The organism is Streptomyces sp. V3I8, from assembly GCF_030817535.1.
Classification (GTDB): Bacteria; Actinomycetota; Actinomycetes; order Streptomycetales; family Streptomycetaceae; genus Streptomyces.
The window spans coordinates 2,337,897-2,359,353 of the sequence record NZ_JAUSZL010000002.1 but is presented as its reverse complement, the minus strand read 5'-3'; the positions used below and the strand labels follow the sequence as shown (position 1 = coordinate 2,359,353).

The 21,457-nt window shown below is 71.4% G+C and carries 17 protein-coding genes and 2 pseudogenes; 8 read left to right on the top strand and 11 right to left on the bottom strand.

Annotated features, from left to right (window positions below):
- Window positions 1-24: 24 nt before the first annotated feature.
- From QFZ75_RS10355 to QFZ75_RS10335, 5 genes are all read right to left on the bottom strand, one after another.
- Complete coding sequence (locus QFZ75_RS10355; protein WP_307535800.1) at window positions 25-1,359, bottom strand: hypothetical protein; 1,335 nt, start codon at window positions 1,357-1,359, stop codon at window positions 25-27.
- Entirely contained in the window at window positions 1,356-4,199 is a 2,844-nt protein-coding gene (locus QFZ75_RS10350; RefSeq protein WP_307535798.1) for a hypothetical protein, read from the bottom strand. Before QFZ75_RS10350 ends, QFZ75_RS10355 begins: the two co-directional genes overlap by 4 nt.
- Window positions 4,200-4,393: 194 nt before the next feature.
- The gene (locus QFZ75_RS10345) at window positions 4,394-5,308 is read right to left on the bottom strand and encodes a hypothetical protein (protein WP_307535796.1); all 915 of its coding nucleotides are present in this window, start codon (window positions 5,306-5,308) and stop codon (window positions 4,394-4,396) included.
- 298 nt (window positions 5,309-5,606) lie between these two features.
- A complete protein-coding gene (locus QFZ75_RS10340; protein WP_307535794.1) occupies window positions 5,607-6,584 on the bottom strand; it encodes a Crp/Fnr family transcriptional regulator in 978 nt (325 codons plus the stop codon).
- Window positions 6,585-7,247: 663 nt separating this feature from the next.
- A complete protein-coding gene (locus QFZ75_RS10335) occupies window positions 7,248-8,078 on the bottom strand; it encodes an SAM-dependent methyltransferase (RefSeq protein WP_307535792.1) in 831 nt (276 codons plus the stop codon).
- A 513-nt stretch (window positions 8,079-8,591) separates the two neighbouring features.
- Here QFZ75_RS10335 and QFZ75_RS10330 point away from each other — a divergent pair.
- Window positions 8,592-9,179: an RNA polymerase sigma factor gene (locus tag QFZ75_RS10330; RefSeq protein WP_307535791.1), complete on the top strand. Its 588-nt coding sequence runs from the start codon at window positions 8,592-8,594 to the stop codon at window positions 9,177-9,179.
- On the top strand, window positions 9,179-9,883 hold the full coding sequence (locus QFZ75_RS10325) for a glycoprotein (protein WP_307535789.1): 705 nt from the start codon (window positions 9,179-9,181) through the stop codon (window positions 9,881-9,883). The genes QFZ75_RS10330 and QFZ75_RS10325 overlap by 1 nt, the downstream gene beginning before the upstream one ends.
- A gap of 327 nt (window positions 9,884-10,210) precedes the next feature.
- Here the strand turns inward: QFZ75_RS10325 and QFZ75_RS10320 are convergent, their stop codons facing one another.
- The 4 genes and pseudogenes from QFZ75_RS10320 to QFZ75_RS41105 all read right to left on the bottom strand — a co-directional run.
- Complete coding sequence (locus QFZ75_RS10320; protein ID WP_307535787.1) at window positions 10,211-11,857, bottom strand: subtype B tannase; 1,647 nt, start codon at window positions 11,855-11,857, stop codon at window positions 10,211-10,213.
- Between the two features lie 419 nt (window positions 11,858-12,276).
- The gene (locus QFZ75_RS10315; RefSeq protein ID WP_307535786.1) at window positions 12,277-12,717 is read right to left on the bottom strand and encodes a hypothetical protein; all 441 of its coding nucleotides are present in this window, start codon (window positions 12,715-12,717) and stop codon (window positions 12,277-12,279) included.
- A 250-nt stretch (window positions 12,718-12,967) separates the two neighbouring features.
- Window positions 12,968-13,165 (bottom strand): DUF397 domain-containing protein, encoded by a 198-nt coding sequence (locus tag QFZ75_RS10310; RefSeq protein ID WP_307535785.1) that lies wholly within the window; start codon window positions 13,163-13,165, stop codon window positions 12,968-12,970.
- An 89-nt stretch (window positions 13,166-13,254) separates the two neighbouring features.
- A pseudogene (locus tag QFZ75_RS41105) lies at window positions 13,255-13,641 on the bottom strand (helix-turn-helix domain-containing protein); the annotation flags it as partial.
- 9 nt (window positions 13,642-13,650) lie between these two features.
- Between QFZ75_RS41105 and QFZ75_RS10300 the strand changes: the two are divergent.
- Window positions 13,651-13,951 (top strand): annotated as a pseudogene (locus tag QFZ75_RS10300) (hypothetical protein).
- 102 nt (window positions 13,952-14,053) lie between these two features.
- Here the strand turns inward: QFZ75_RS10300 and QFZ75_RS10295 are convergent.
- A complete protein-coding gene (locus QFZ75_RS10295; protein ID WP_307535783.1) occupies window positions 14,054-15,514 on the bottom strand; it encodes an aminotransferase class I/II-fold pyridoxal phosphate-dependent enzyme in 1,461 nt (486 codons plus the stop codon).
- Window positions 15,515-15,900: 386 nt separating this feature from the next.
- Here QFZ75_RS10295 and QFZ75_RS10290 point away from each other — a divergent pair, with 386 nt between their 5' ends.
- The 3 genes from QFZ75_RS10290 (at window position 15,901) to QFZ75_RS10280 (ending at window position 17,046) form a co-directional block, all read left to right on the top strand.
- Entirely contained in the window at window positions 15,901-16,317 is a 417-nt protein-coding gene (locus QFZ75_RS10290; protein WP_307535781.1) for a CBS domain-containing protein, read from the top strand.
- Between the two features lie 333 nt (window positions 16,318-16,650).
- The gene (locus QFZ75_RS10285) at window positions 16,651-16,845 is read left to right on the top strand and encodes a hypothetical protein (RefSeq protein ID WP_307535779.1); all 195 of its coding nucleotides are present in this window, start codon (window positions 16,651-16,653) and stop codon (window positions 16,843-16,845) included.
- Window positions 16,846-16,875: 30 nt separating this feature from the next.
- Window positions 16,876-17,046, top strand: a complete 171-nt coding sequence (locus tag QFZ75_RS10280; protein WP_307535777.1) for a hypothetical protein — start codon at window positions 16,876-16,878, stop codon at window positions 17,044-17,046.
- 963 nt (window positions 17,047-18,009) lie between these two features.
- Here QFZ75_RS10280 and QFZ75_RS10275 read toward each other — a convergent pair.
- Window positions 18,010-18,894, bottom strand: coding sequence for an aldo/keto reductase (locus QFZ75_RS10275; protein ID WP_307535775.1), 885 nt, complete (start codon window positions 18,892-18,894; stop codon window positions 18,010-18,012).
- 339 nt (window positions 18,895-19,233) lie between these two features.
- On the opposite strand from QFZ75_RS10275, the gene QFZ75_RS10270 reads away from it, so the two are divergent.
- Window positions 19,234-20,151 carry a helix-turn-helix transcriptional regulator gene (locus QFZ75_RS10270; protein ID WP_307535773.1) on the top strand — a complete coding sequence of 306 codons (918 nt, stop codon included), beginning with the start codon at window positions 19,234-19,236 and terminating at the stop codon, window positions 20,149-20,151.
- 28 nt (window positions 20,152-20,179) lie between these two features.
- On the top strand, window positions 20,180-21,199 hold the full coding sequence (locus QFZ75_RS10265) for an aldo/keto reductase (protein ID WP_307535771.1): 1,020 nt from the start codon (window positions 20,180-20,182) through the stop codon (window positions 21,197-21,199).
- The last annotated feature ends 258 nt before the right edge of the window (window positions 21,200-21,457 follow it).

Genomic DNA, 21,457 nt, shown 5'->3' with positions numbered 1-21,457 from the left:
TCGCCGGGGAACTCCCCGCCCCGGTCATCGGCCGCCGCCCGCGGAACCGTGCCCGGGCCGGTGCGGGCCCGAACTCCACGAGCCGTCGGCGGGGCCCTCCGACCAGAAGTCGTCGTCCTCGTCCTCCGGCGGCCGGGACCGGGGCTGTGCGCCGGAACCGGCCGGAGCGGGCGCCGGGTCCCTGTCCACCTGATACACGGTCACCTCCTCGGGCTCGCCCCACCAGTCGTCCTCGTCGGGCCGTGTCGCGGGACGCGAGGCCCGGACATCACCCGCGCGCCGTTCCTCCGGTCCGGGGCCCCGGGCGTCCGCGGGCTGTTCCCCGCCGGACCGGTGTCCCGTGTACGGCGGGTCCGTGCGGTCCGCGTCCGTGACGGGACCCGGCGGTACGGGCCGCCGGTCGGGCCAGGCGGGCTCCAGCGCGGGCACCTGCCCGGTGCCGCCCGGACGGGCCCGGGTACCGGGGGCCGGCGGCAGGGCCGCCCGGGTGGCGTACTCGTCGCGGGCCGGGTAGCCGTACGGCTGTTCCGGCAGCGCCATGCTGCGGATGTAGGCGTCCAGTTCCGGGGTGTTGACCCGCCCCTCGCGCGCCATACGGACGAGGAAGTCCCGATTCTCGCGCTGCCCCTCCGCCTGGTTCTCGATCATCATCTTGACCAGCTCCGCGACGTCCCCGCTGTCACCGGAGGCCATGAGGTAGGCGTACTTCTCGGCGTCGGTGCCATGGGTGACCGAGGTGAAGCCCGCGAAACGGGTGGCGACCCGCTGCGCCTCGGCGTCGTCCGACCGCGCCTGGCCGAAGATGCGGATGTGTTCGGGGTCGGTGCCGACTTCGACGAACACCTGGGCACGCAGACCGACCTCACGGCCGAGGTCGGCCCACTTCCCGGCCGCGACCTCGGACCGTACGGCCCGGTTGGCCTCCTGCGCGTGGTGCACGGCGTAGCGCCCCGAGACGTCCCGGAGCCGGTCGACGATCTCCGGGCCCAGGTCCTGCTCCACGCTGGACAGGCGCTTCTCCGCGACCAGCCGGTAGTCGGTCACCTCCCAGCGCAGTTTCACCCTCGTCTCGAAGAACGTGGCGGCGCCCAGGGCCGGCAACTCGACGTCGAACGCCGTCACATGGCGACCACGAGCGATCTGGCAGACGCTGGTCGGACGGGCCCACCTGCTGCGCCGGTCCCGGTGGTCGGGGCCCTGCGCGGTGATCACGCTGCAGCCCCCGTCCTGGTAGAAGAGCACCGAGGCCACCTGCACGCCCGCATGACGGAACCCCCGGTCACGCAGAATCCGTTCGTTCAGGAACGGCCCGGCGATGTTCTCCGGGATGATCAGTTCTTCCTCCGGACCCACCGTCATCCGTGTTCCTCCTCCTGGCCACTGGGGCCACTGCCCGTCGTCGCCATCGAGGCCAGCACATGGCGCTCGAAGACGTCGGTCATCGGTTCCTGGGGGGCATGGGCCATGGTCGCCAGCAGCCAGCGCAACCGCTCGGCGTCGCGGCGTCGGCGGATCATCCGGGGCAGCAGCCAGAGCAGTGCCTGGAGGATCTCGCCGGGGGATGTCGCCACCCCGCCGTCCGCCGCGTGTGCGTCGTGCCGCCCTGCTCCTGCGTCCGCTCCCGTTCCTGCGGCTCCGGGCTCCCGCTCGAAGACGTAGGTCCGCCGTTCGTGGCCGGGGAGCGTGGCGTCCGCCTCGGCGGCCCGCAGCCACATGGTCAGGCCGTCGGTCGCGGCCTCGGACGACAGATGGTTGTCCAGGGACCGCCACAGCAGGTCGGCGAGGGGTTCGGCCGCGCTCTCCACCACCACCGCGACCGCCAGGGCGAGCGGCCAGTGGGTACGGCGGGCCAGCTCCGCGTCGGTCGGGGCGGTGGGCGCCCGCGGCACCGGCGGGCGGTGGGCGGACCAGGCGCGGCCGGCCACGGCGCGCGGGTCGGGACCGCGCGGTACCGCGGGCACACGGTGGGGGACCCGGTCGCCCATGGGCGACCCGGCCCGGACGACGGACACCGCTTCGGCCGGCGGTGCGGGCACCGTCGGTGAACCGGAGGCCGACGGGCGGAGCTCGTCCGCCCCCTCCGGCTGCCACATGTCGTCCGTGCGGGCGCAGAACAGCCGCACGGCGCACAGCATCGCCAGCTGAAGCCGTTCGCCGGAGGCGTCGTCCGACCACTCCCGCAGCACGGTCGCCGCCTCGCCCGCCCGGCTGCCGGCGGTGAGCCGGGCCGCGCCGTAGGAGGCGACGAGCGCCTGGGCGCCCTCGTCCCTGCTGCCGATACCGCACAGCAGGTCGAGGGCAGTGCGCGTGTCGTCCATGACACGGCCGAACCCGAGCGTCAGCGCCGCGGTCCACCGCAGCGCCGCCACGGGGGCGTCCGCCCAGTCCGCGACCACGGCGCGCACTGCGGAGCGATACGGTTCACGGCCGGCCGCCTGCCCCAGTGCGGTCGCGGCGAAGAAGCGGCGCCGGGCGTCGCCCGCGACGGCCGGAGGCCGGATCAACTCCGTGAAGCCGTACCCCAGATCGGCGGTGGCCAGTTCGCCCGCCACCACGGCGGCACGTACCCACACCTGCGGACGGGGGTCGCCCGCCAGCTCGCGCAGCCAGCGCACCACGGGGCCACGTGCGGCATGGTGGCGGTGCCAGACCTCGGCCAGGACCGAGGCGGCCAGTGCCTCGCCCCGGTATGCCACGGTGCGCACCGGCACCGGCACGCCGCCCACGGACTCCTCCTCACCACTGCGCAGTTCGGCCCGGCAGGCGGAGAGCAGGCCCTCAAGGTTCTCGGCGAACACCGGCCGCCCGTGCGTCCGGTCGGGAGCGCGCGCGGTGAGGATCTGTTGCGCGAGCAGTTCGGCGGCGTCCGCGACAGCGCTGAAGGCCTCCCCGTCCAGTACCGCGAGCGCGATCCGGAACGCGGCTTCCCGTACGCGGCGCTGGGCTTCGTCCGGCCGGTCGCCCACCGCGGCGGGGCCGCGGTCACCGACCGGCTCTCCGGCCGAGGGCATGGGGTCGGCCGTCCCGGTGAACCACTCACGCGCCTGTTGCCGCGCGATCTCGGCGCAGACGTCCAGAAGTTCCTCGCGGCGCATCTCGCCGCGGACGTGCCGGGCCACCCAGAGCGCGAGCAGTTCCGCCTCGGACGGGCGCAAGGCCTCCGGCCGGATACCCAGCGAGGTCAGGAAGAGGGGGTGCGCGAGGATCTGCTCGCCCCGGGCCACGGCCTCCGGGCCGGGTTCGTCGGACAACTGCCGCAGCAACTGCCATGCCAGCAGTTCCCCGGCGGGGGCCGGCGGGCAGGACCTCCCGTAGCGTCCCGTCAGCAGGTGTCCCGCCGGTGAGGAGGGGGAGACGACGAGCACCGCGTACGCGTTCCGCACGGCCAGGCGCGCGGCGAGGGCGTCGAGATGCAGTTCCTGCGGTGCCGTCCAGCCGCCGGGGAGTTCGGGGAGCTGGACGATGAAACCGCCTCCGTCCGGAACGCCGCCGACCACCGAGTCCGGATCGCCCGACAGCAGTCCTAGGTCGGACGGAGCCAGTCGGGTGACGCGTCCTCGGACCGTGACGCCGGTGCGGGCTCCGCTCCCCGTGCCGGCCTTCTGCGACTCCTGTGTGGGCACCCCGGAGGGCTCCTCGCGGCCGGCCGCGGTGGTGCGGGCGGCGACGGTGAGTTCATCGAGCAGGCAGAGCCCGGTCGTCAGCCGTCCGGTGCCGGGCGGACCGCCCAGCACCACCACCCGGCGCGTGCGCAGCACCTCCTTGAGCGCGGGGTAGCCGACCGGGGGCCGGTAGACCTGCCGCAGCCGGTCCAGCTCGTCCTCGGGCACCTCTCCGAAGACCGGGACCGCCCCGTCGCGCGCTCCGACGTAGACGTCACCGAAGTGTGCGTGGGCGAAGCGGCTCCGGTCGAAGACGCTGCTGTTGCCGTGTACGTCGAAGCGCGCTTGCGCGGTGCGCTGGGCGCGGGTCGCGGCGCGAGCCTCTCCGGGCACGCCCCCTTCGGTCAGCGGATCCCCTGTCGCCTCGCGGAAGCGCTCCTCCTGCTGCGCTCTCTCGGCGCGGTCCTGTTCGGCACCTTCCGTCCCGGCGGACGCGTCCGGATCCTCGCGGTTCTCGTCGCGTCCCGAGGCCTGGTCGTGTCCCTGGTCCCGGTCGTGCTCCCAGGCATCGTCGCGCCCGGCGCGACCGGGGTTCACGCCCCCTCCGTGCTCCTGGCCCGACGGCCCCCGCGGTTCCCGGCCCGGAGCGTCGCCTCCCCGTACGTTCCGGTCGGGCGCTCCCCACCCGTCGCCGCCGACCGGTGAGGCCGCCCGGTGCCGCGGCCGGTTCTGTGGAGGGGACGCGCCCGCGGGCCCCTGCGCGCCGGGGCCCCCGCCCCTGCCGTCGCCGTTCACCGCGTCCCCTCGGTGCCGTCGTCGGCCGGGGGCCGGGCCGCGCCACCGAAACCGACGGGCCCGTGGAACGTGGCGCGGTCCTGGACGACGTTGGTCCCGCCGTGCACCCGGATGTCCCACCGGGCGCCGGCCTCCTCGCTGACCGGCCAGTCGTCGCAACCACCGGCCCGGCGGCGCCCGGTGGCGGAAGCCCGGTCCCCCGCGGACGGGACGGTGTCACCCGTGTCCGTCTGCGGTCTCCGGCCCTCAGCGCCCGCTCCCGCGGACCCGCCACCCCCGTGGCCCCCGGTGGGCGCATCCGCGGGAAGCGCGCCGACGCCTTCGTCCCCCGGCATCGTGGGCCTCGGCTCCCCCGGTACGTGGAACCATGCGCTGGACTGTCCCTCTTTCAGGGTGACCTGAGCCTGGCGGTAGGACGAGGGCTCGACGAAGCGCCCGCCGTGCCGGACCACGTCGTGGTGGAGCGAGTGGGAGACCACACAGACCAGATCACGCCCCGAGTGCTCCAGCACCGAGCGAGCCGTCGACGAGTCCGCGAGGCGGCAGACCAGGTCCATGGCCTCGCCCGACAGGCCCTCGTCGTCGTGTTCCACCGGACCCACGTGCAGCCCGACGCGCAGCCCGAGCCGACGCGCCAGGTCCTCGTTCTGGACCCGCTGGCGCTGGTGCATCTCGGCCAGCCAGGTGCCGCAGATCTGGACGGGCGGGATCCGCGCGTCCACCGCGGCGATGAAGCCGTCCCCCCGGTCCTCGAGATGGAGCATGCCCGACGCGATCCCGGAAGCGGTGAAGGAGGCATGGGCGAGGTCGTAGATCTGCGCGCGCATCCGCCGCTTCGCGCCGTTGAGGTATGTCCCGGATCCTCGTGCATCCACGCTCATCAAGGTCTTGTAGACAGCACCGCCGGTCATCCGGCCCTCCCCTGTTGTTCAGTGACTGCACGTCAGCATGTCGGCTCCCGCTGCCGCGGGATGTGGTCGTTTACACATCCGGTCGCAGCACATGGAGCGGGGACGAGAAACGCGCGCCGTGCAAGAGGGAGGCGCACTTCGCTCCGCACTTCGACACAACCCCTTGGTGCTCTTGACGGAGGTTCTGTCGATGTGGAAAGGGCGTGAAGTGCCCCGCTGGCGCCCCGGCTCGGGAGCGGCGCACGTCAAGTCGATGTCGGGCAGGGGGGAACGGACCGAACGGAAACGCGGAGCAGGATCAGCGGGCCGGGAACCCGATGTTCCCTCCGGCCGCCAGCAGTCGCAGCGCGTCGCGGTCGATCAGCTCGATCCGTCGGGGCCGAGTCCGTACGACGCCGGCGCCGCGCAGCAGCCGCAGCGACTTGGCCACCGCCTCACGGGTCGCTCCCACGGCGTCCGCGAGGTCGTGCTGGGCCAGCTCCGCGAGCACGGGGGACTCGTCGCCGGGCGGGTGGGCCCCCGCCGGACCCTGGTCCGCAACACCGGACACGGGGACGGCTCGCGGACCGTCCGGATCCGCCGGGCGTCCCGGCGTCCGCGCAAGGTGAGCACCGGCACCGGCGGCGGCCGAGTGCCTCTGAGCCGGCTCCGCTCCGCCGGGCGTCCGCTCTCTTCCGCCCGCTTCCCCTGCTCCTCCGCCGAACCCCCGCGCCCGGGCGCCCGGCACCGGACCCAGGGTCGCCGGCGGCTTTCCGCTCCCGGCAGCCGTACCCGTATGCCCGTGTCCCGGATCCGGGGCGCTCTGCAGTTCCCCCAGCTCCAGCAGCTTGGCAGCGACGCGCTGCATCACCGTCAACGAGGCCAGGGACCGACGCTCCTCGTCGGAGGAACGGAGCCGGGCCACGAGCTGGGCCATGAGCAACGCCCCGACCCGCGGGTCGCGTCCGGCGAAGGCGCGGAACCGGGAACCCGACACCACCAGGGCTCGTACCGGCCCCAGGGCCGTGACGGTGGCAGTCCGCGTGACGCTGCCCAGAACGGCCATCTCGCCGATGAGTTCGCCTCGTCGCCGAAGGGCGAGGATCAGCCGGGCCGACGAGCGGTCGGTCGCCGTCGACACGACGGCCCACCCCTCCAGAAGGACCAGCACGTGCGTGCTGTCGTCCTGCTCCAGCAAGAGGTGCTCACCCGGCCGGAAGGCGCGTTCCGCGCTGATACGGAGGAGATCCTTCCGGGCTTCGGTGTCAAGGGCTTCCAGGAACGTACGGTCCGGCACCACCAAACCCATAGGAGCCCGTCGCTTCCGGCAGGGGGAAGGGGATCGAAACGAGGTGTCACCTTACTCGCGTGACGGAACACACACGCGGGTTTGCGTCAAGGGTTGCTTCCGGCGGGGATCCCGTACTCACGGATCCGGTTGCCCAGAGCCCGTAAGGGCGGGCAGCGGGACAGCGGGCCCGTACGGCATACCCACCGACGAGGACCAGGGGACCGCTGCGGACCAGCGGCTACGGGGCGCCGGGGGGCACGTCAAGCGGACGAGCGTCTCCGGGACGGGCCAACTGGTCCTGGGTCCCGTCGAAGACGCGAGGCCGGTCACTGGCTGGGTCCGACCCCGGCGGGACTGCTGTCGAGGTGTTCTCCGGTCGCAGGCCCCCGCCGGTCGGGGGCGTGCGTTCCTCCCCGCGGGAACACGGGACGGATCCGGGCGTCTTGGAATGAGACGGGCGCGAGACGGCTCTTACCCCGGACGCCACACCGTCCGCCCCACCCGCCGCATTCCACACTGCGAACCCAGCCCTTGCGAGGCGATCCGCGTCCCGTATCCGGTGGCGAACCACCCCCGCGTCCGCCCCGCCTGCGTCGGCGTGATGCGCTTCACCGGCCCCTCATCGCACAGCTTCACCGGCTGCCGCGTCTGCTCGATCCGTACGCCGGGTCACGGTTTGCGAGCGACGCCTGCGTAGCAGGCGGCTTCGGCGTCGGCGAAGGTGAGGTGCGCTTCGTCCGGATCGGGGTGCCAGCGCAGGATGGGCTGCAGGCCGGCGTCGAGGAGTTCCCAGCCTGCGAAGAACCGGGCGATCTCGTCGCGGGGGCGGGCTTGCACGGCGGTTCCGGCCGCCTGGTAGACGGCGGTGATGCGGGCGAGGGCCTCGGGATCGAAGTCGGGTGTGGCGTGGCTGATGACCAGCATGCTGCCGGACGGCAGGGCGGCCTTGAGGACTTCGACGACGGCATGGGCGTGGTGCTCATCGGTGACGAAGTGCAGCAGGGCGTTGAGGCTGAGCGCGATCGGCCGGTCGAAGTCCAGGGTGGAGCGCAGGACGGGGTGGGCCAGCAAGGCGGTGGGGTCGGTGACGTCGGCCTGCATGTAGGCGGTGGCGCCCTCGGGACGGCTGTGCAGGAGGGCGCGGGCGTGGGTCAGGACGATGGGGTCGTTGTCGGTGTAGACGACGCGGGCCCGCGGGGTGATGCCCTGTGCGACCTCGTGAAGGTTGGGGGAGGTCGGGATGCCGGTGCCTATGTCCAGGAACTGCTCTATGCCCAGCAGGGCGAGATGGCGGGTGGAGCGGCGCATGAAGGCGCGGTTGCTGCGCGCGGCGATCAGGGTGGAAGGGAAGGCGGCGATCGTTCTGGCGGCGGCTTCGCGGTCGGCGGGGAAGTTGGTGATACCGCCGAGGAAGTAGTCGTACATGCGGGCCGAGTGGGGCCGGTCCAGTTCCAGGTCGATGACGCCGTGCTGCTCCTGTGCGGTACCGCTCTCGTCCACGCTCGCCCCCGTTGTCGATTCGGATGTCCTTCGGCAGCGCACCACGCTGTGTCGCTTTGTGCCGGGTAGAGCTTCCCTTTCCGTTCCTCTTGCAGGCAACCAAGGGATCGGCCAGCTTGTTCTTCCCCCTTGTGCCACCGGATGGGCATTTAGCCGGTCGAACCGCCCGATGCCGCACGAGCGGATGATCGCATTACGGCCACCCGCGCAAAAATCTTCAAAATGCCTTGCACGGGACGGCCCTGATTCCAGTTGGCTGATGAGTGGGAGAGCAGGGGTCCCACACCGATGCCGCCTCAGCGTGGGGCGGTGCGGTGCACAGTTGACAAGGAAGCCCGTGGAGATCGATCTGGTCACCCTGGCGGTCTGGGGGAGTGCCGCCCGGCTCCCCTTACCCGACTCGCGCCGAGCCGGATGCAAGCTGCTCGCCACCGCGGTACACACCGGAGCTCACCACCCTCACCAGCAGATCACCTCTGCCGCCCGCGCGGCTTCGTCCGAAAGGGAGACGTGATGCAGCCGCCTCCCGACGCCTCCCGGGCGAGCCAGGCCGAACTGTCATCTCGCGCTGGGCGGCTGATGTTGACCTTCGATGCCTTCCACGCGTATCACCGCAAGCTCTGGATGCGCTTCGCCCATACGCAGGTGGGCAGCCGTGCTGCCGCGGAGACGGTGGTGGATGCCGCCTGCGTCCGGTTGAGGAGGACCTGGCCGCATGTGCTGCTTCAGGATTCGGTTCCACGCTACGCATGGACGGTGCTGAAGGAGGAAGTGCACCGCTGGCTCGCCGAACGCAACCTGCAGCCGCAAGTCGGTGACGCCGCCTACCTGACCGCAGTCCAAAAGCTGCTGTTGCACGAGATGCGCGACGAACTGCGGGTCATATCGCAGGAGATCGGCCTGTATACCGCGATAGCCACTCTCCCCGAACGGCAGTACGACGTCATCATGCTGCGCTTCCTCCTCGGCAAGGAGGAGGCAGAAGTGGCCGAGTACCTCGGGATCGACGCCGCGACCGTTCGCTCCCACATCCGGCACGCTCGGCGCTCTCTTGCCAAGCAACTGAACATCGCCTACCAGGACAAGGAGACGCGACACTAGTGGAGTGCACCGACCACGAACCCGCGGCCGACATCGACGCCGTCCTCGAAGCCGCCGAAACCCTCACCGACACCTACCGGGACTACGACGTCGACGCCGCTCTCGAACGCGTCACCGCCCTGGCGCAAGCCGGCACCGAGCAGGCCCCTGAGGTGTGTGTCCCCACTCCGTATCCCACCATCCACGAGCAGGCCGCCCACGACCTCGACCTGGCCGTCAGCCTCATCGTGGATGCTCCTCAAGCCTGTTCCAGCCTCACCCGTCTGCTCGACACCGACCCCGTCGAACCCGAGGGCGCCCTCGTCTTCGCCGCACTGCTCCACCTCGCGGGATACCGCGAGCCTTCCCAGTTCTGGTTCGAATTCGCCGCCGGCGCCGGCAACCGCACGGCAGCCTTCTGCCTCTTCCTCCTGCACCAGCAACGCTCCGAACACCGCACCGCCACTTACTGGCGTACCCGGACGAACCCTCCCGCGCAGCCCCCCATGCCTTCACCGGCCGGCACACTGCGACACCCGCACCTGCTGCCCGACGCCGTACGCCGCGATCTCATCAGGCGATGCTGGAAAGGCCTCCGCCCTTCCCTGCCGCCTCGTTTCGAGGCCGTCATCCACAGTCTTCCCGTCGAACCGCACAGCGAATTCGGGGGAATTCCGCGTCCCGATCACACTCTCACCGAGCTCCCCGCCTTGACGGTCCACTGACCGGCGTCAACCACACGGCCTGCTTACCGGATCCGAGACTGCCGGAAACCGGGGAAGAGCGGGCAGATCTTCGTGGTCGGTTCACCGTGGGAGCGGCCGGTGGCGTGATCGTCCGGCTCACGGTCCGGGCTCCTCTTCCGCGGGCCCCGGCCGCGTGCTGGTCGAGCGCGCACGAGCGTGGAATCCGCCGGCACGGCCACCCCGCCTCGGCGTCCGGTCCGGAAACGACGGTTCAACCGGTCCGGAAACGACGGTTCAATCCGTGCCCACCGCGCATCGGTCAACGGCACATCCGGACCAACGCCCGACTGATCCGAACGAAACCGCCTAGGCGGCCTTGTAGCCGGACGTCTTGGCGATCCACGCGATGAAGTCGCCGGCGTCCTCGTTGGCGCCGTGGCCCGCGTCCCAGTAGTAGAGGTGGTTGACGTCGTCGCCCAACTGGTCCGCTGCGGCGGCCAGGTTGGCGGAGACGGTGAGGGAGGTGTCGGAGTCCGCGGTGCCGAGGCGGATCCACCAGTGCCTGGTGCGGCCCGGGTTGGGCTTGTCCACCAGGTGGTACATCGGGTTCATCAGCCGCAGCTTCTCGGGGATGTCGCTCGCCGGGCGGGCGCTGTTCCCCCTGTCCTTGCGCAGGCTGTAGAGGGTGAAGTGACGGAAGGGAGCGGTGCCCAGACCGAACTCGTTGTTGATGTCCCCGGTCATCGTGTCGGAGGTGTCGGTGGGCAGCGGGAAGAGGTCGAACGCCGGGGCGTCCTTCTTGCGCGCGCCCACGTGGGTGAGGAAGCCGGTCCAGGTGAAGGTCGCCTTCTCGCCGTCCCACCTGAGGAACGTGTTCTTCGCCAGGTACGTCTTGCGGTCCGTCTCGGACAGCGCCGCGAGGTACGTGGTGGCCGAGGGCCGCAGGTACGTGGTGAGCAGGTACTCGTCGTAGTTGCGGGCGGTGAGCGTGCCGTAGCCGCCCAGTCCGCGCAGCTTCCGTCCGGCCTGGTACTCGGCGAACTGGGACCGCAGTTCCCTGGAGACGGTCTGGTCGACCTGCTTGCCGGTGCTGAGCTTGTTGGTGCCCCAGCACCACTCGTAGGCGCCGTCGGCGTGCTCCAGGTCGGTGATCGGGCACCAGGCGCCGGTCGCGAAGATCGCGTCCGAGGCGTCGGCGGCGCCGATCTCCTTCAGGTACTTGTCGTAGATCGGGCTGTCGCCGGACGCCCCGAGCAGCGCGGAGAGGGCGCCGCCGGCGCTGGTGCCGGTGGAGAAGATCCGGTCCACGTCGCCGGGGACGCGGCCCTTGTTGGCGCGCAGGTAGCGGACGGCGGCCTTCAGGTCGACGACGGCGGCGGGAGCGGTGCCGTAGTACTCGCCCTCGGAGTTCTTCAGGGTGCGGCCGCGTGCTCCCGGCTCCACGACGACGTAGCCGGCGGCCAGGCCCAGTTGGGGCAGGCTGACCATCTTGCCGCCGCTGAGCTGGGCGGAGCTGCCGGACTCGGTGTCGGAGGAGGAAGAGGAGGCGGACGGAGCGGCCGGGGCGCTCGGCGCGGCGCTGCCGCCGGTCCCGCCGCCCATGGCGCCGCCGCCCACGCCGGTGGCGTCGGCGACCGACGCGGGCATGTAGCCGCCGACGGAGTTGGCGAAGAGGATCGGCGCGCCGGTGGCGTCGACCGCCTTGCCGTCGATCCTGACCGGGACGCTGATGTTCAGACTCTGGTACTTCTCGTCGACCGGCTCGGTGACGTAGGTGATCGCCTTCCAGAAGCGGTACGTCACCTCGTGCCCGTCACCGGCCGCGTCGGTGACGGTCGTCGTGAGGGTGGTGTAGCCGTCCTCGTCGAAGACCAGGGCGTCGGAGGCGGAGGAGGCGCCGCCCGTTCTGCCGCCGGCCTGTGCGGTGAGGGTGATGCCGCCGACCGCGGCGGCGCCCGCGGTCGCGCCGATCCCCACCACGACACTCCTGCGCTTGACTGCCCTGTGCTTCACGTCGAGGCCCTCCTGGCTCTGTGGCGTTGTTGCACCAGCGAACGTAAAGCAACTGTCGACGAGATTGCCAACAATCCGGGGGATTCACGGGACACGCACAGATTCATGGTGTGGGCACAGGAAGGGTTCGCGTCTCGGAGGCCCCTGCTGCCCGCCGCGCCGCCCGCGGGCCCCGCGGATCTGCTCGGCGGAGCGCGGTGGTCGAGCAGTCGGGGGCGATACCTCAAGGGTGGGCCGCGGTGACTCCCAGTCCGAATCGGTGATCCGTACGGCCCCGGTGGCACGGTCCGTGCCCCGGGTACGGCCGGCTTACTGAAGGAGGAGCGCGGCGGCCGGGGGCGGGTTCCCCCGGGGCGCCGTGGCGGCGGCTCTCACCCTGCTCGATCCCGTTCAGGCGGGTGTGCGCCGGTGATCCCTGGTCAGCGGCGGCCGGTGGCGAGGGTGACGAGGAACTGCCCGCCGCCCGGCTCGATGTCTGCGGTCACCAGCAGCCCGGGTACCAGTCGGGAGAACCGGTCCACCAGCCAGTCCGCCGCTTCCTGGGCGTCCCGTCCGGTCGGGCAGCGCCCCACCATCTCGCGGCCCCCCTTGCGCTCCAGCCTCGCGGCAACGGTGATCAGCGGCGCGGGTTCGACCACGTACAGGCGGTCCGGCCAGGCGATGACCACCTTGACCGCGCCCTTGCGGCTGTTGCATCCGCGGTGCGCGAGCCGCTCGGCGACCTTGGCCTTCCGGTCGGCCGTCCGGCTGTCGACGCTGGGCCCCCGCGGGTCGTTCACCGACTCGTCGGGGTCGACCGCTTCGTCACACACCCAGCATCGCCAGCCGTCGCGTTCGGCCACGTCATCAAGGAGACTCATCCGAGCAAACTAGCCTGCCCGGCCGCCCCTTCGCGCACCAGGGCCCCGGCGAAGCCTGCGCACCGGCCGACCGTGCCGCAATGCCAGGCGACCGGCGCGCGGGGTGTCTTGACCTGTGTGAACGCCGGCCTCTTGACGGTTCACGAAGGTATCGGGGCGATGGGGTCAAGGACCGTCAAGGAGTGACCTGGTACGACAAGCCGGGTCCGTGTCCGCCCGGGCGGCAGGGCTCTCGCTCGATATACGGCCATCAAGCCTTCCCGACGAACCCCGCCCACGCCTCACGTGACACCCGGACGGCAGGGCCGGTCGCGGACGTGGAGTCCCGGATGCGCACGGTTCCGGCGTCGGCCGCGACCTCGACGCAGTCGCCGCCCTCCGCTCCGCTGTAGCTGCACCTGAGCCAGCCGAGGTGGGACGCGACGGCCGTGGACCGAGCGGTGTCCACAGCTCTCCCAGCAACCTCTCGATGAACTCCGGGGACTCTCGCAGAGTGAGAGCCTGTGACCGGATGATCCCGTGACGGGCGGCTGAGGGTGCTGCCACCCGCTGCTCGGTCGTCTCCTGGTCCGGAGACGGTCGCCGCATGGCCGGCACCACCCTCATGCACTCCTCGGCCTGAAGCACTCCCGTGACTACCGGCGTGTCGTACGAGAGCCGTTCGATGGCCCCCTTCTCCAGCGCTGCCATCCCCGGTAAGAACACCGGATACCGAGCCCGCTCCACCTGCTCCTTCCTCACCGTCAGCAGGCCGCCCGCGTCCAGGACCTCGTCCGCCCGCTCGATGGTGGCGGGCGACGGGATCCGTCGTCCCTGCTCGTACGACGCGGCCGTGGCCGCCGAGTGTCCGATGCGCCGTCCGAACTCCTCGCGTTCCAGATCGGCACCTCCCCACCCACGCGTCCCGACGACGACTTGTGTCACACCTTCGAGATGCGGTTCACCTCCACCCCACGCGGTGCCCGCCTTGCGCGCCGACTGGCCGCGCACCGGCTGGACGTCTGGGGCATCCCGTACGGCACCCGCCCGCACGGTCAGGATCGAGGGCACCGACACCCGCGCCGAGCGCATGCCGCCCGTCCCGGCGGTACTGCCCGCCCTCGGCGTCGAGGACACCGGTGGCCGGGGACTGCTTCTCGTCGCGGCACTCGCCACCCGCCGGGGCCGGCACCTCCGGTGTGGAGGGCCCGGCAAGACGGTGCGGGCGCAGTGCGTGCTCACGACCCCCCTGTGAGGTCGTGGGCAAACCCGGCAGCCCCTGCCCGCCCGATCGGCAGACGCGGTGGTGTCGCGGTGGGTGGTTGGTCCTCGGGGCGGTGGGCGGTCTGTCGCCTTGTTATCGGGCTGTGACGCGCAGGGTTTCGGCGGTGGGGTCGGCGGCGTCGGGGATGAGCATGCCGGCGGCCACGCCGCTGGTCAGGTAGTCGACGGCTTCCCGGGTGATGACCTCGCCGGGGGTGACGACGGGGACCCCGGGCGGGTACGGGCTGATCATTTCGGCTGCGATGCGCCCGACGGCCCGGTCGGCCGGGACGTGCTCCGCGGTGGCGAAGAAGGCGTCGCGGGGCCGCATGGCCTGTTCGAGCTGCAGCGCGCGGGGCTCGGGCAGGCGGACCGGGGGCTGCTTGCCGATGGTGTCGACCTGCTCGACGAGGCGGTGCAGCGAGTCGACCAGGAGGCTCTCGGTCCGGTCGTCGTCGGCGTGGGTGATCTGTCCGCTGATCCGGCAGGTGTCGGAGGACCCGACATCCACGTGGCAGTGGGCGCGCAGCCATTCGGCGGCCTGCATCCCGCTGATGCCCAGCTCCCGCACGTCGACGGTGATCTTCAGCGGGTCCAGTTCGGCCGCCAGGCCCTGGTCCACCACTTCCGGGCCCATCAGGCGCAGGCCGTCGAGGCCCGCCACCGCCTCGCGGACACGCGCCGCTCGCCGCAGGGCCGCGTCCAGCAGGTCGTGGCCGTGCTCGGCCATCTGGCGGCGCCATCCGTCGAGGGTGGCGTATACGAGGGAGGAGGAGCTCGTGGTGCCCAGCAGGTCCTCCCGCTGTTTGAGCACCTCGGGCGAGATCCGGTCGCCCTGCAGATGGAAGACGGAGCTCTGTTCGACGGCGCCGCCCATCTTGTGGACGCTGGTGACGACGAGGTCCGCCCCGGCGTCCATGCCCCATGCCGGCAGGTCGGGGTGGAAGGGCAGATGGGCTCCCCAGGCTTCGTCGACGATCAGGGGGATGCCGCGGTCGTGGCAGACGGCGGCGACGCCGCGGATGTCGGCGCACGAGCCCCAGTCCGTGGGGGTGATCAGCAGCATGCCCTTGGCGTCCGGATGCTCGTCGAGCGCTCGCTGTACGTCGTCCGCCTCCGGCGGGTGGGCCAGATGCCGTTCGGCGTCGAACTTCGGATGCACCCACACCGGGATCACGCCGTTGACGATCACGCCGGCGATCACGGACTTGTGGGCGTTGCGCGAGATCAGGAGCTTCTCGCCCGGTCCGGCCGCCGCCAGCATCGCGGTCTTCACCGACAGGGAACTGCCGCACGTGGAGAAGAAGGCGTGCTCCGCGCCGACCGCGTCGGCCATCAGTTCTTCCGCCTGGGTGAGCACCCCTTGTGACTCACGGCGGTCGTCGAGCCCGTTCAGGGACAGTACGTCCGAGGCGAAGACGCCCTTCCCCACGATGTCGAGGACCCGGGGATCGGCTCCCAGCCCCTGCTTGTGGCCGGGAGGCCCGTACACCACGTCGCCGCGACGGTGGAACTCCTGCAGCGCCTCCAGTACAGGGACACGAGAGTGGTCCATCCTTGCCCTCCTCATAGGTGCTCCGGACAGGTGCTCCGGCGACGGCGGGCCGGGCCCGTGCCCGGGTGCGGTACGTACCACGACCGAGTTGCACGGGCGCCGGAACCGAAACGACGAGTCCGCGTCGGACGACGGCCGGCCGCCCTCGCCGCCGGCCGACCGGTGCACGCCGCCCCGGCCGCAAACCGTGCCCGGCTCGTCGACGCGAGCCGCCCGCTCGGGCCGGCGTTCAGGCCGGCGGGCGATTGTCCGGAACGACCTCGTTATGGCGCGGGACGTCTGGGAACACATGCCGCATCGACAGGACGTGGCCTCGACGCGAGCGCAACGACGCCGGCGGACCGTGGCCGCACAGACAGGAAAGACAGACAGGAAAGGAAGACGTGATGACGAAGGCGCGGGACATCATGACCGGCGGAGCCGAGTGCATCGGCGCCGAGGAGACGGTGCTGGACGCCGCCCGCAAGATGAAGGACCTCGGTGTCGGCGCGCTGCCGATCTGCGGCACCGACAACAGGCTCAAGGGCATGCTGACCGACCGGGACATCGTGGTGAAGATCCTCGGCGCCGGCAAGGACCCCGCCACCTGTCCGGTCGGCGAACTCGCCCAGGGCGAGGCCGTCACCATCGGCGCCGACGACGAGGTGGAGGAGATCCTGCGCACGATGAGCGCGCACAAGGTACGCCGCCTGCCGGTGATCGACGGGCACGACCTGGTGGGCATGGTCGCCCAGGCCGACGTCGCCCGCGCCCTGCCCGACCCCGAGGTCGGCGACCTGCTCCAGGCTCTGTCCACCGGCTGAGCCCGGTCGGCATCCACTTCCCTCGCGGCTCGAACCGGCGCGTCGTCCGCGGCGCGCCGCCTTCCCGGCCGACTGGCAGAGGCTGCCGGGCTCCGGGCTCCGGGCCCTGGGTTCAGGGCCCGGAGCCCGGCAGTCAGGCGCGGTACCGCGAGCGGCGCGCAAGCCGGTGGCCGGCAGCCAGCGCCGAGCACGCCGTGTGAGGGCGCCCGGCGAGGCGCCCGACGGCAGGCCCACGGGGCGAATGTCCCGGCTGAACGTTTGGGGCGGAGCCCGTGAGCCACCCGTGTGATCGGCAGGTGTTCCGGTACGCAGGTGAAGCGAGGAGGAGAGCCGATGTCGAACCCGCAACAGCCCGAACTGCGCCGCAGTGACAAGGGGGCGGGCACTCCGCAGGACAGCCAGGCCCGCAAGGCGGCACAGCCCGCCCACGGGAGCGGCGGCCGTGCCCATGGCACGGACCGCGGAGACAAGGGCGGAGGGGAAGGCGGCGGTACGCCTCCCGAGCAGCAGCCCGACCACCCGGCCTGAGCCCGCCGCACGGACCAGCGAGGAGAAGTCATGACCGTACCCGAGGAGAGCCGTCCGAAGACGACGTCCACCAACGACGTCATCGAGGCGCCTGGCGAGAAGACGACCGGTGAGCGGGAGGACGGCGCCACCGGACGCACCATGCGGGAGGCGATGGAGGAAGCCGGGCTCAGCCCGGACGACGTGCGCGACGAGTCCTGAGACCGTCGGCAAGCCGGCCCGCCGGCCGCAGACGGGAGCCGGGACGCGGGCGGGGCCCGCTGTCACGCCGTCCCCGCCCACCCGGTGCCTGCCCGACCGCAGTCCGAGGGGACGGGTCCGGTCGAAGCCGATTAGCCCACCTCGGAGATTCCGAAAATCTATGTTGGCGAGAGTAGACATTGCTCGGTGTCGTGGGTATGGTTCTTCTCGTAGCCAGAGAGACACCAGGGCCCGGCAGAGATGAACTGCCGGGAAGCGGTACGTAGTTGCAGTACGCAGGACGGTACGGCGGTGGAGTTCCGAAGCCAGTGCGGTTGCAGGACGGCGACGGGGCTGACGGCCGGACCGGGTGGCCCGCAGTGATCAGGGGCCGCCGTGAGCAGGACCGCAGTACCCGCACAGGTGGTTCGCGGGATCCAGCAGCGCGGTAACAGAGCAGCACCTCGGTAAAGGCGCCGGCTGCGGACGCACGTACCGGGAGGTTCGGCAGTGGGGTTCCAAGCCAAAGCAGGCGCACGACGGGCGACGGGGCTGGCTGCCGGAGAGTGACGCTTTCCCAGGTCACAGCAGTTCGCATCACCCGCAGGAAAAGCAGTTCGCAGTCCCCTTCGGAAGAAAAGTTGTTCAAGAGGGAAGAACGGAGGAAGCGAGCGCCATCGGGATCGCCCGGGCGGAGCTTTTTGGGCCCGGGTACCGCAGGACATCGATAGTGAGGTGGTCTCCGGTCCGGCAACCGCGATCCCCGCGTCCCCGACAGCGACTTGGTCGGGCGGGCGGAAACAGAAGGCCGGTGCAGTAATCAAGAACCGGCAGATGGTGTAGCAGTTCCTTCGGGGCCTTGGTGCCGTACGGCACCAAGGCCCCTCAACGTTGCAGGCCCCTCGACGCCGGACGCGTACCGCGCGAGTTCGGACGAGCCGTCTTGAGCGCAGACGAGCCGGTCTTGAGCGCAGGAGTGTCCGGTCAGGCCTCGGGGATGGCGCGGCCGAAGTCCGCGAGGGTGACCTTCTCGGGCTCGGGGCCGCCGCGTCGGCCGGTCTCCAGCGTGTCCAGGACGGTGAGTTCGTCGGCGGTGAGCTCGAAGTCGAAGACGTCGATGTTCTCGGCGATGCGGTGCCGTTTGGTGGACTTGGGAATGACCGAGCGGCCCTGCTGGAGGCCCCAGCGCAGCAGTACCTGGGCGGGGCTCTTGCCGTGGGCCTCGGCGATGCGGGTCACGGCCGGGTCCTGCAGGACGCTCTTGCGGTGCTCGCCGTAGCCCGGGTAGAAGGTGATGCCGCCGATGGGGGACCACGCCTGGTCGAGGATGCCGTGGGCGGCGTCGAAGTCGAGGACGGCGCGCTGCTGGAAGTAGGGGTGGATCTCCAGCTGGTTGACGGCGGGCACGACGGAGGTGGCGTCGAGCAGCGCGGTCAGGTGGTCGACCATGAAGTTGCTGACGCCGATCGCGCGGACCTTGCCGTCGGCCAGCAGCTTCTCCAGCGCGCGGTAGGCGGCGAGGGTCCTGTCGAAGTCGGACGGCAGGGCCTGGTGCAGGATCAGCAGGTCGATCCGGTCGACGCCGAGCTTGGCGGCGCTCTTGTCGAAGCCGTGCAGGGTCTCGTCGTAGCCGTAGTCGCTGATCCAGATCTTCGTCTCGACGAAGATGTCGTCGCGGGGCACTCCGGAGTCGCGGACGGCTTGGCCGACCTCGCGTTCGTTGCCGTATGCGGCGGCGGTGTCGATGTGGCGGTAGCCGAGGTCGAGCGCGTCCCTGACGGCGGTCATGGTCTCCTCGGGCGGGGTCTGGAAGACACCGAGTCCGAGAGCGGGCATTTCGACGCCGTTGTTGAGGGTGAGGGTCTGCATCGGACGGACCTTTCGTCATAGGAGGCCCGGAGGGCACGATGAGGTTGAGGCCGGAGGGCACGACGAGGCTGAGGACGGCCACGATCGCCGGCGGCAGCGCCGGCCATCCCAGGTTGCCTGTTCACCGTCGTGCCAGCACCTTGAGCACCTTGGACGGCTTGTGGCCTGGGCCCCTGCCGCAGGTGCGGTCCCCGGCCTCGTCCAGGAAACCGCGGACGGGCGCGCGGGTGGGAGGCACCGCTCTTCCCGGTCATGGCAGTACCTCGCAGATGCGCGCCGACGGACCTACGGTGAAGTGGCCGGCCCAGATCCACGCCGCCCGATCAGGAGGAGGCCCCCGTGTCCCCGGTCCCGCCGAAGCCCTCGCCCGGTGACAAGAAGAACCTGGCCGCCGAGGTGCGCGACTTCCTGAGCACCCGGCGGGCCCGCATCACCCCTGAACAGGCCGGACTGCCGGTCTACGGCGGGAACCGTCGCGTCGCGGGTCTGCGCCGCGAAGAGGTCGCCCTGCTGGCGGGCATGAGCGTGGACTACTACGTGCGCCTGGAGCGCGGCAATCTCAGCGGCGCCTCCGACTCCGTCCTCGAAGGCCTCGCCCACGCGCTGCAGCTCGACGAGGCCGAACGCACCCACCTCTACGACCTCGCCCGCGCGGCCACCCCGTCGGGACGGCGCCCCACGGTGACCACGTCCCGCGTACGGCCCACGATCCTGCGGCTGCTCGACTCCATGACCGGCGTGCCCGCCTACGTACGCAACGCCCGGTTCGACATCGTGGCCGCCAACGCACTGGGGCGGGCGCTGTACGCACCGGTCTTCGACTCGCCCCTGTTCGCGCAGCGCGGGCCGGTCAACAACGCCCGCTTCATGTTCCTGGACCCCGCCGGCCAGGACTTCTGGGCCGACTGGGACAAGGGGGCCGACGACGCGGTCGCCTTCCTGCGTGCCGAGACGGGCCGCGCTCCGTACGACAGGGCACTGACCGACCTGATCGGAGAACTGACGGCCAGGAGCGAGGACTTCGCCCGCCGGTGGGCGCGCCACGACGTGAAGTTCCACCGCTCCGGCACGAAGAGGCTCCACCATCCGCTGGTCGGCGATCTCGCCCTGCCCTACGAGGCGATGGACCTGCCCTCCGACCCCGGTCTCCGCCTCAACTTCTACACGCCCGAACCGGACTCGCCGGAGCGGGAGGCCCTCGGCCTGCTGGCCAGCTGGGCCGGCACGGGCACCGTCGTCCCCGCGGCGAACGACTGACCCCCCCCATGATCGAGGAGAACACTTCATGCAGTACCGACCGCTCGGCCGCACCGGCGTCCGCGTCAGCCCGCTCTGCCTGGGGGCGATGATGTTCGGTCCCTGGGGCAACGAGGACGAGGCCGACTCGATCCGTATCATCCACCGGGCCCTCGACGCGGGCATCAACTTCGTCGACACCGCCGACGTCTACTCCGGCGGCGTCTCGGAGGAGATCGTCGGCAAGGCGCTCAAGGACCGGCGCGAGGACGTCTTCCTCGCCACCAAGTTCTTCATGCCGATGGACCAGGACGACCCCAACCAGCGGGGAGGCTCACGCCGCTGGATCATCCGCGCGGTCGAGAACTCCCTGCGGCGCCTGGGCACCGACCACATCGACCTGTACCAGGTCCACCGCCCCAGCCCGGACACCGACGTCTCCGAGACCCTCGGCGCCCTCTCCGACCTCGTCCACCAGGGCAAGGTCCGCTACATCGGGTCCTCGTCCTACTCCGGCTCCCAGATCGCCGAGGCCCAGTGGGCCTCCCGCGAGCGGCGCCTGGAGCGGTTCGTGACCGAGCAGCCGCCGTACTCGATCCTGGTCCGCGGCATCGAGGAGGACGTCCTGCCCGCCGTGCGCCGCCACGGCATGGGCACCCTCACCTACAGCCCGCTCGCCGGCGGCTGGCTCTCGGGCCGCTACCGCAAGGACAGCTTCTCCGGCCCGGCCTCCGCGGCGCGCCCCGCGGCCCGTTTCGACACGTCCAGTCCCGCCAACCGGCGCAAGCTCGACGCCGTCGAACAGCTGGCGCTCCTGGCGGAGAAGGCAGGCCTCACCCTGATCGAACTGGCCGTCGCCTTCGTCATCAACCACCCCGGCGTCACCTCGGCGATCATCGGGCCGCGCACGAGGGAGCAGCTGGAGGCGTTCCTGCCCGCCGCCGACATCACGCTCCCGGCCGACGTGCTCGACGCCGTCGACGAGATCGTCGCTCCCGGAGTGACCGTCAACCCCGCCGACAACAGCTACGGCGACTTCGAACTCCGCGCCGACCGGCGGCGGCGCTGACGCGCTCCGGTCAGGCGTTTCGCCCGGCCGCCGCCGGGCCGGCGAATCCTGCCCACGCCCCGGGGGACACACGGACAGCCGGGCGGCCACGGTCTACGGCCCTCCGCCGACGCGGTGAGCGCGTGGGTACCGCGCAGCGACCCGCTCGGCAGCCGTCCGTCCCTCGTCCGTCCCTCGTTCGCCCCTCCGGCGCGGTACCGCACCCGGTGTCCTGGTCATGGTCCTGGTCGTGGTCCTGGCTCTGGACGTGCGTCCCGG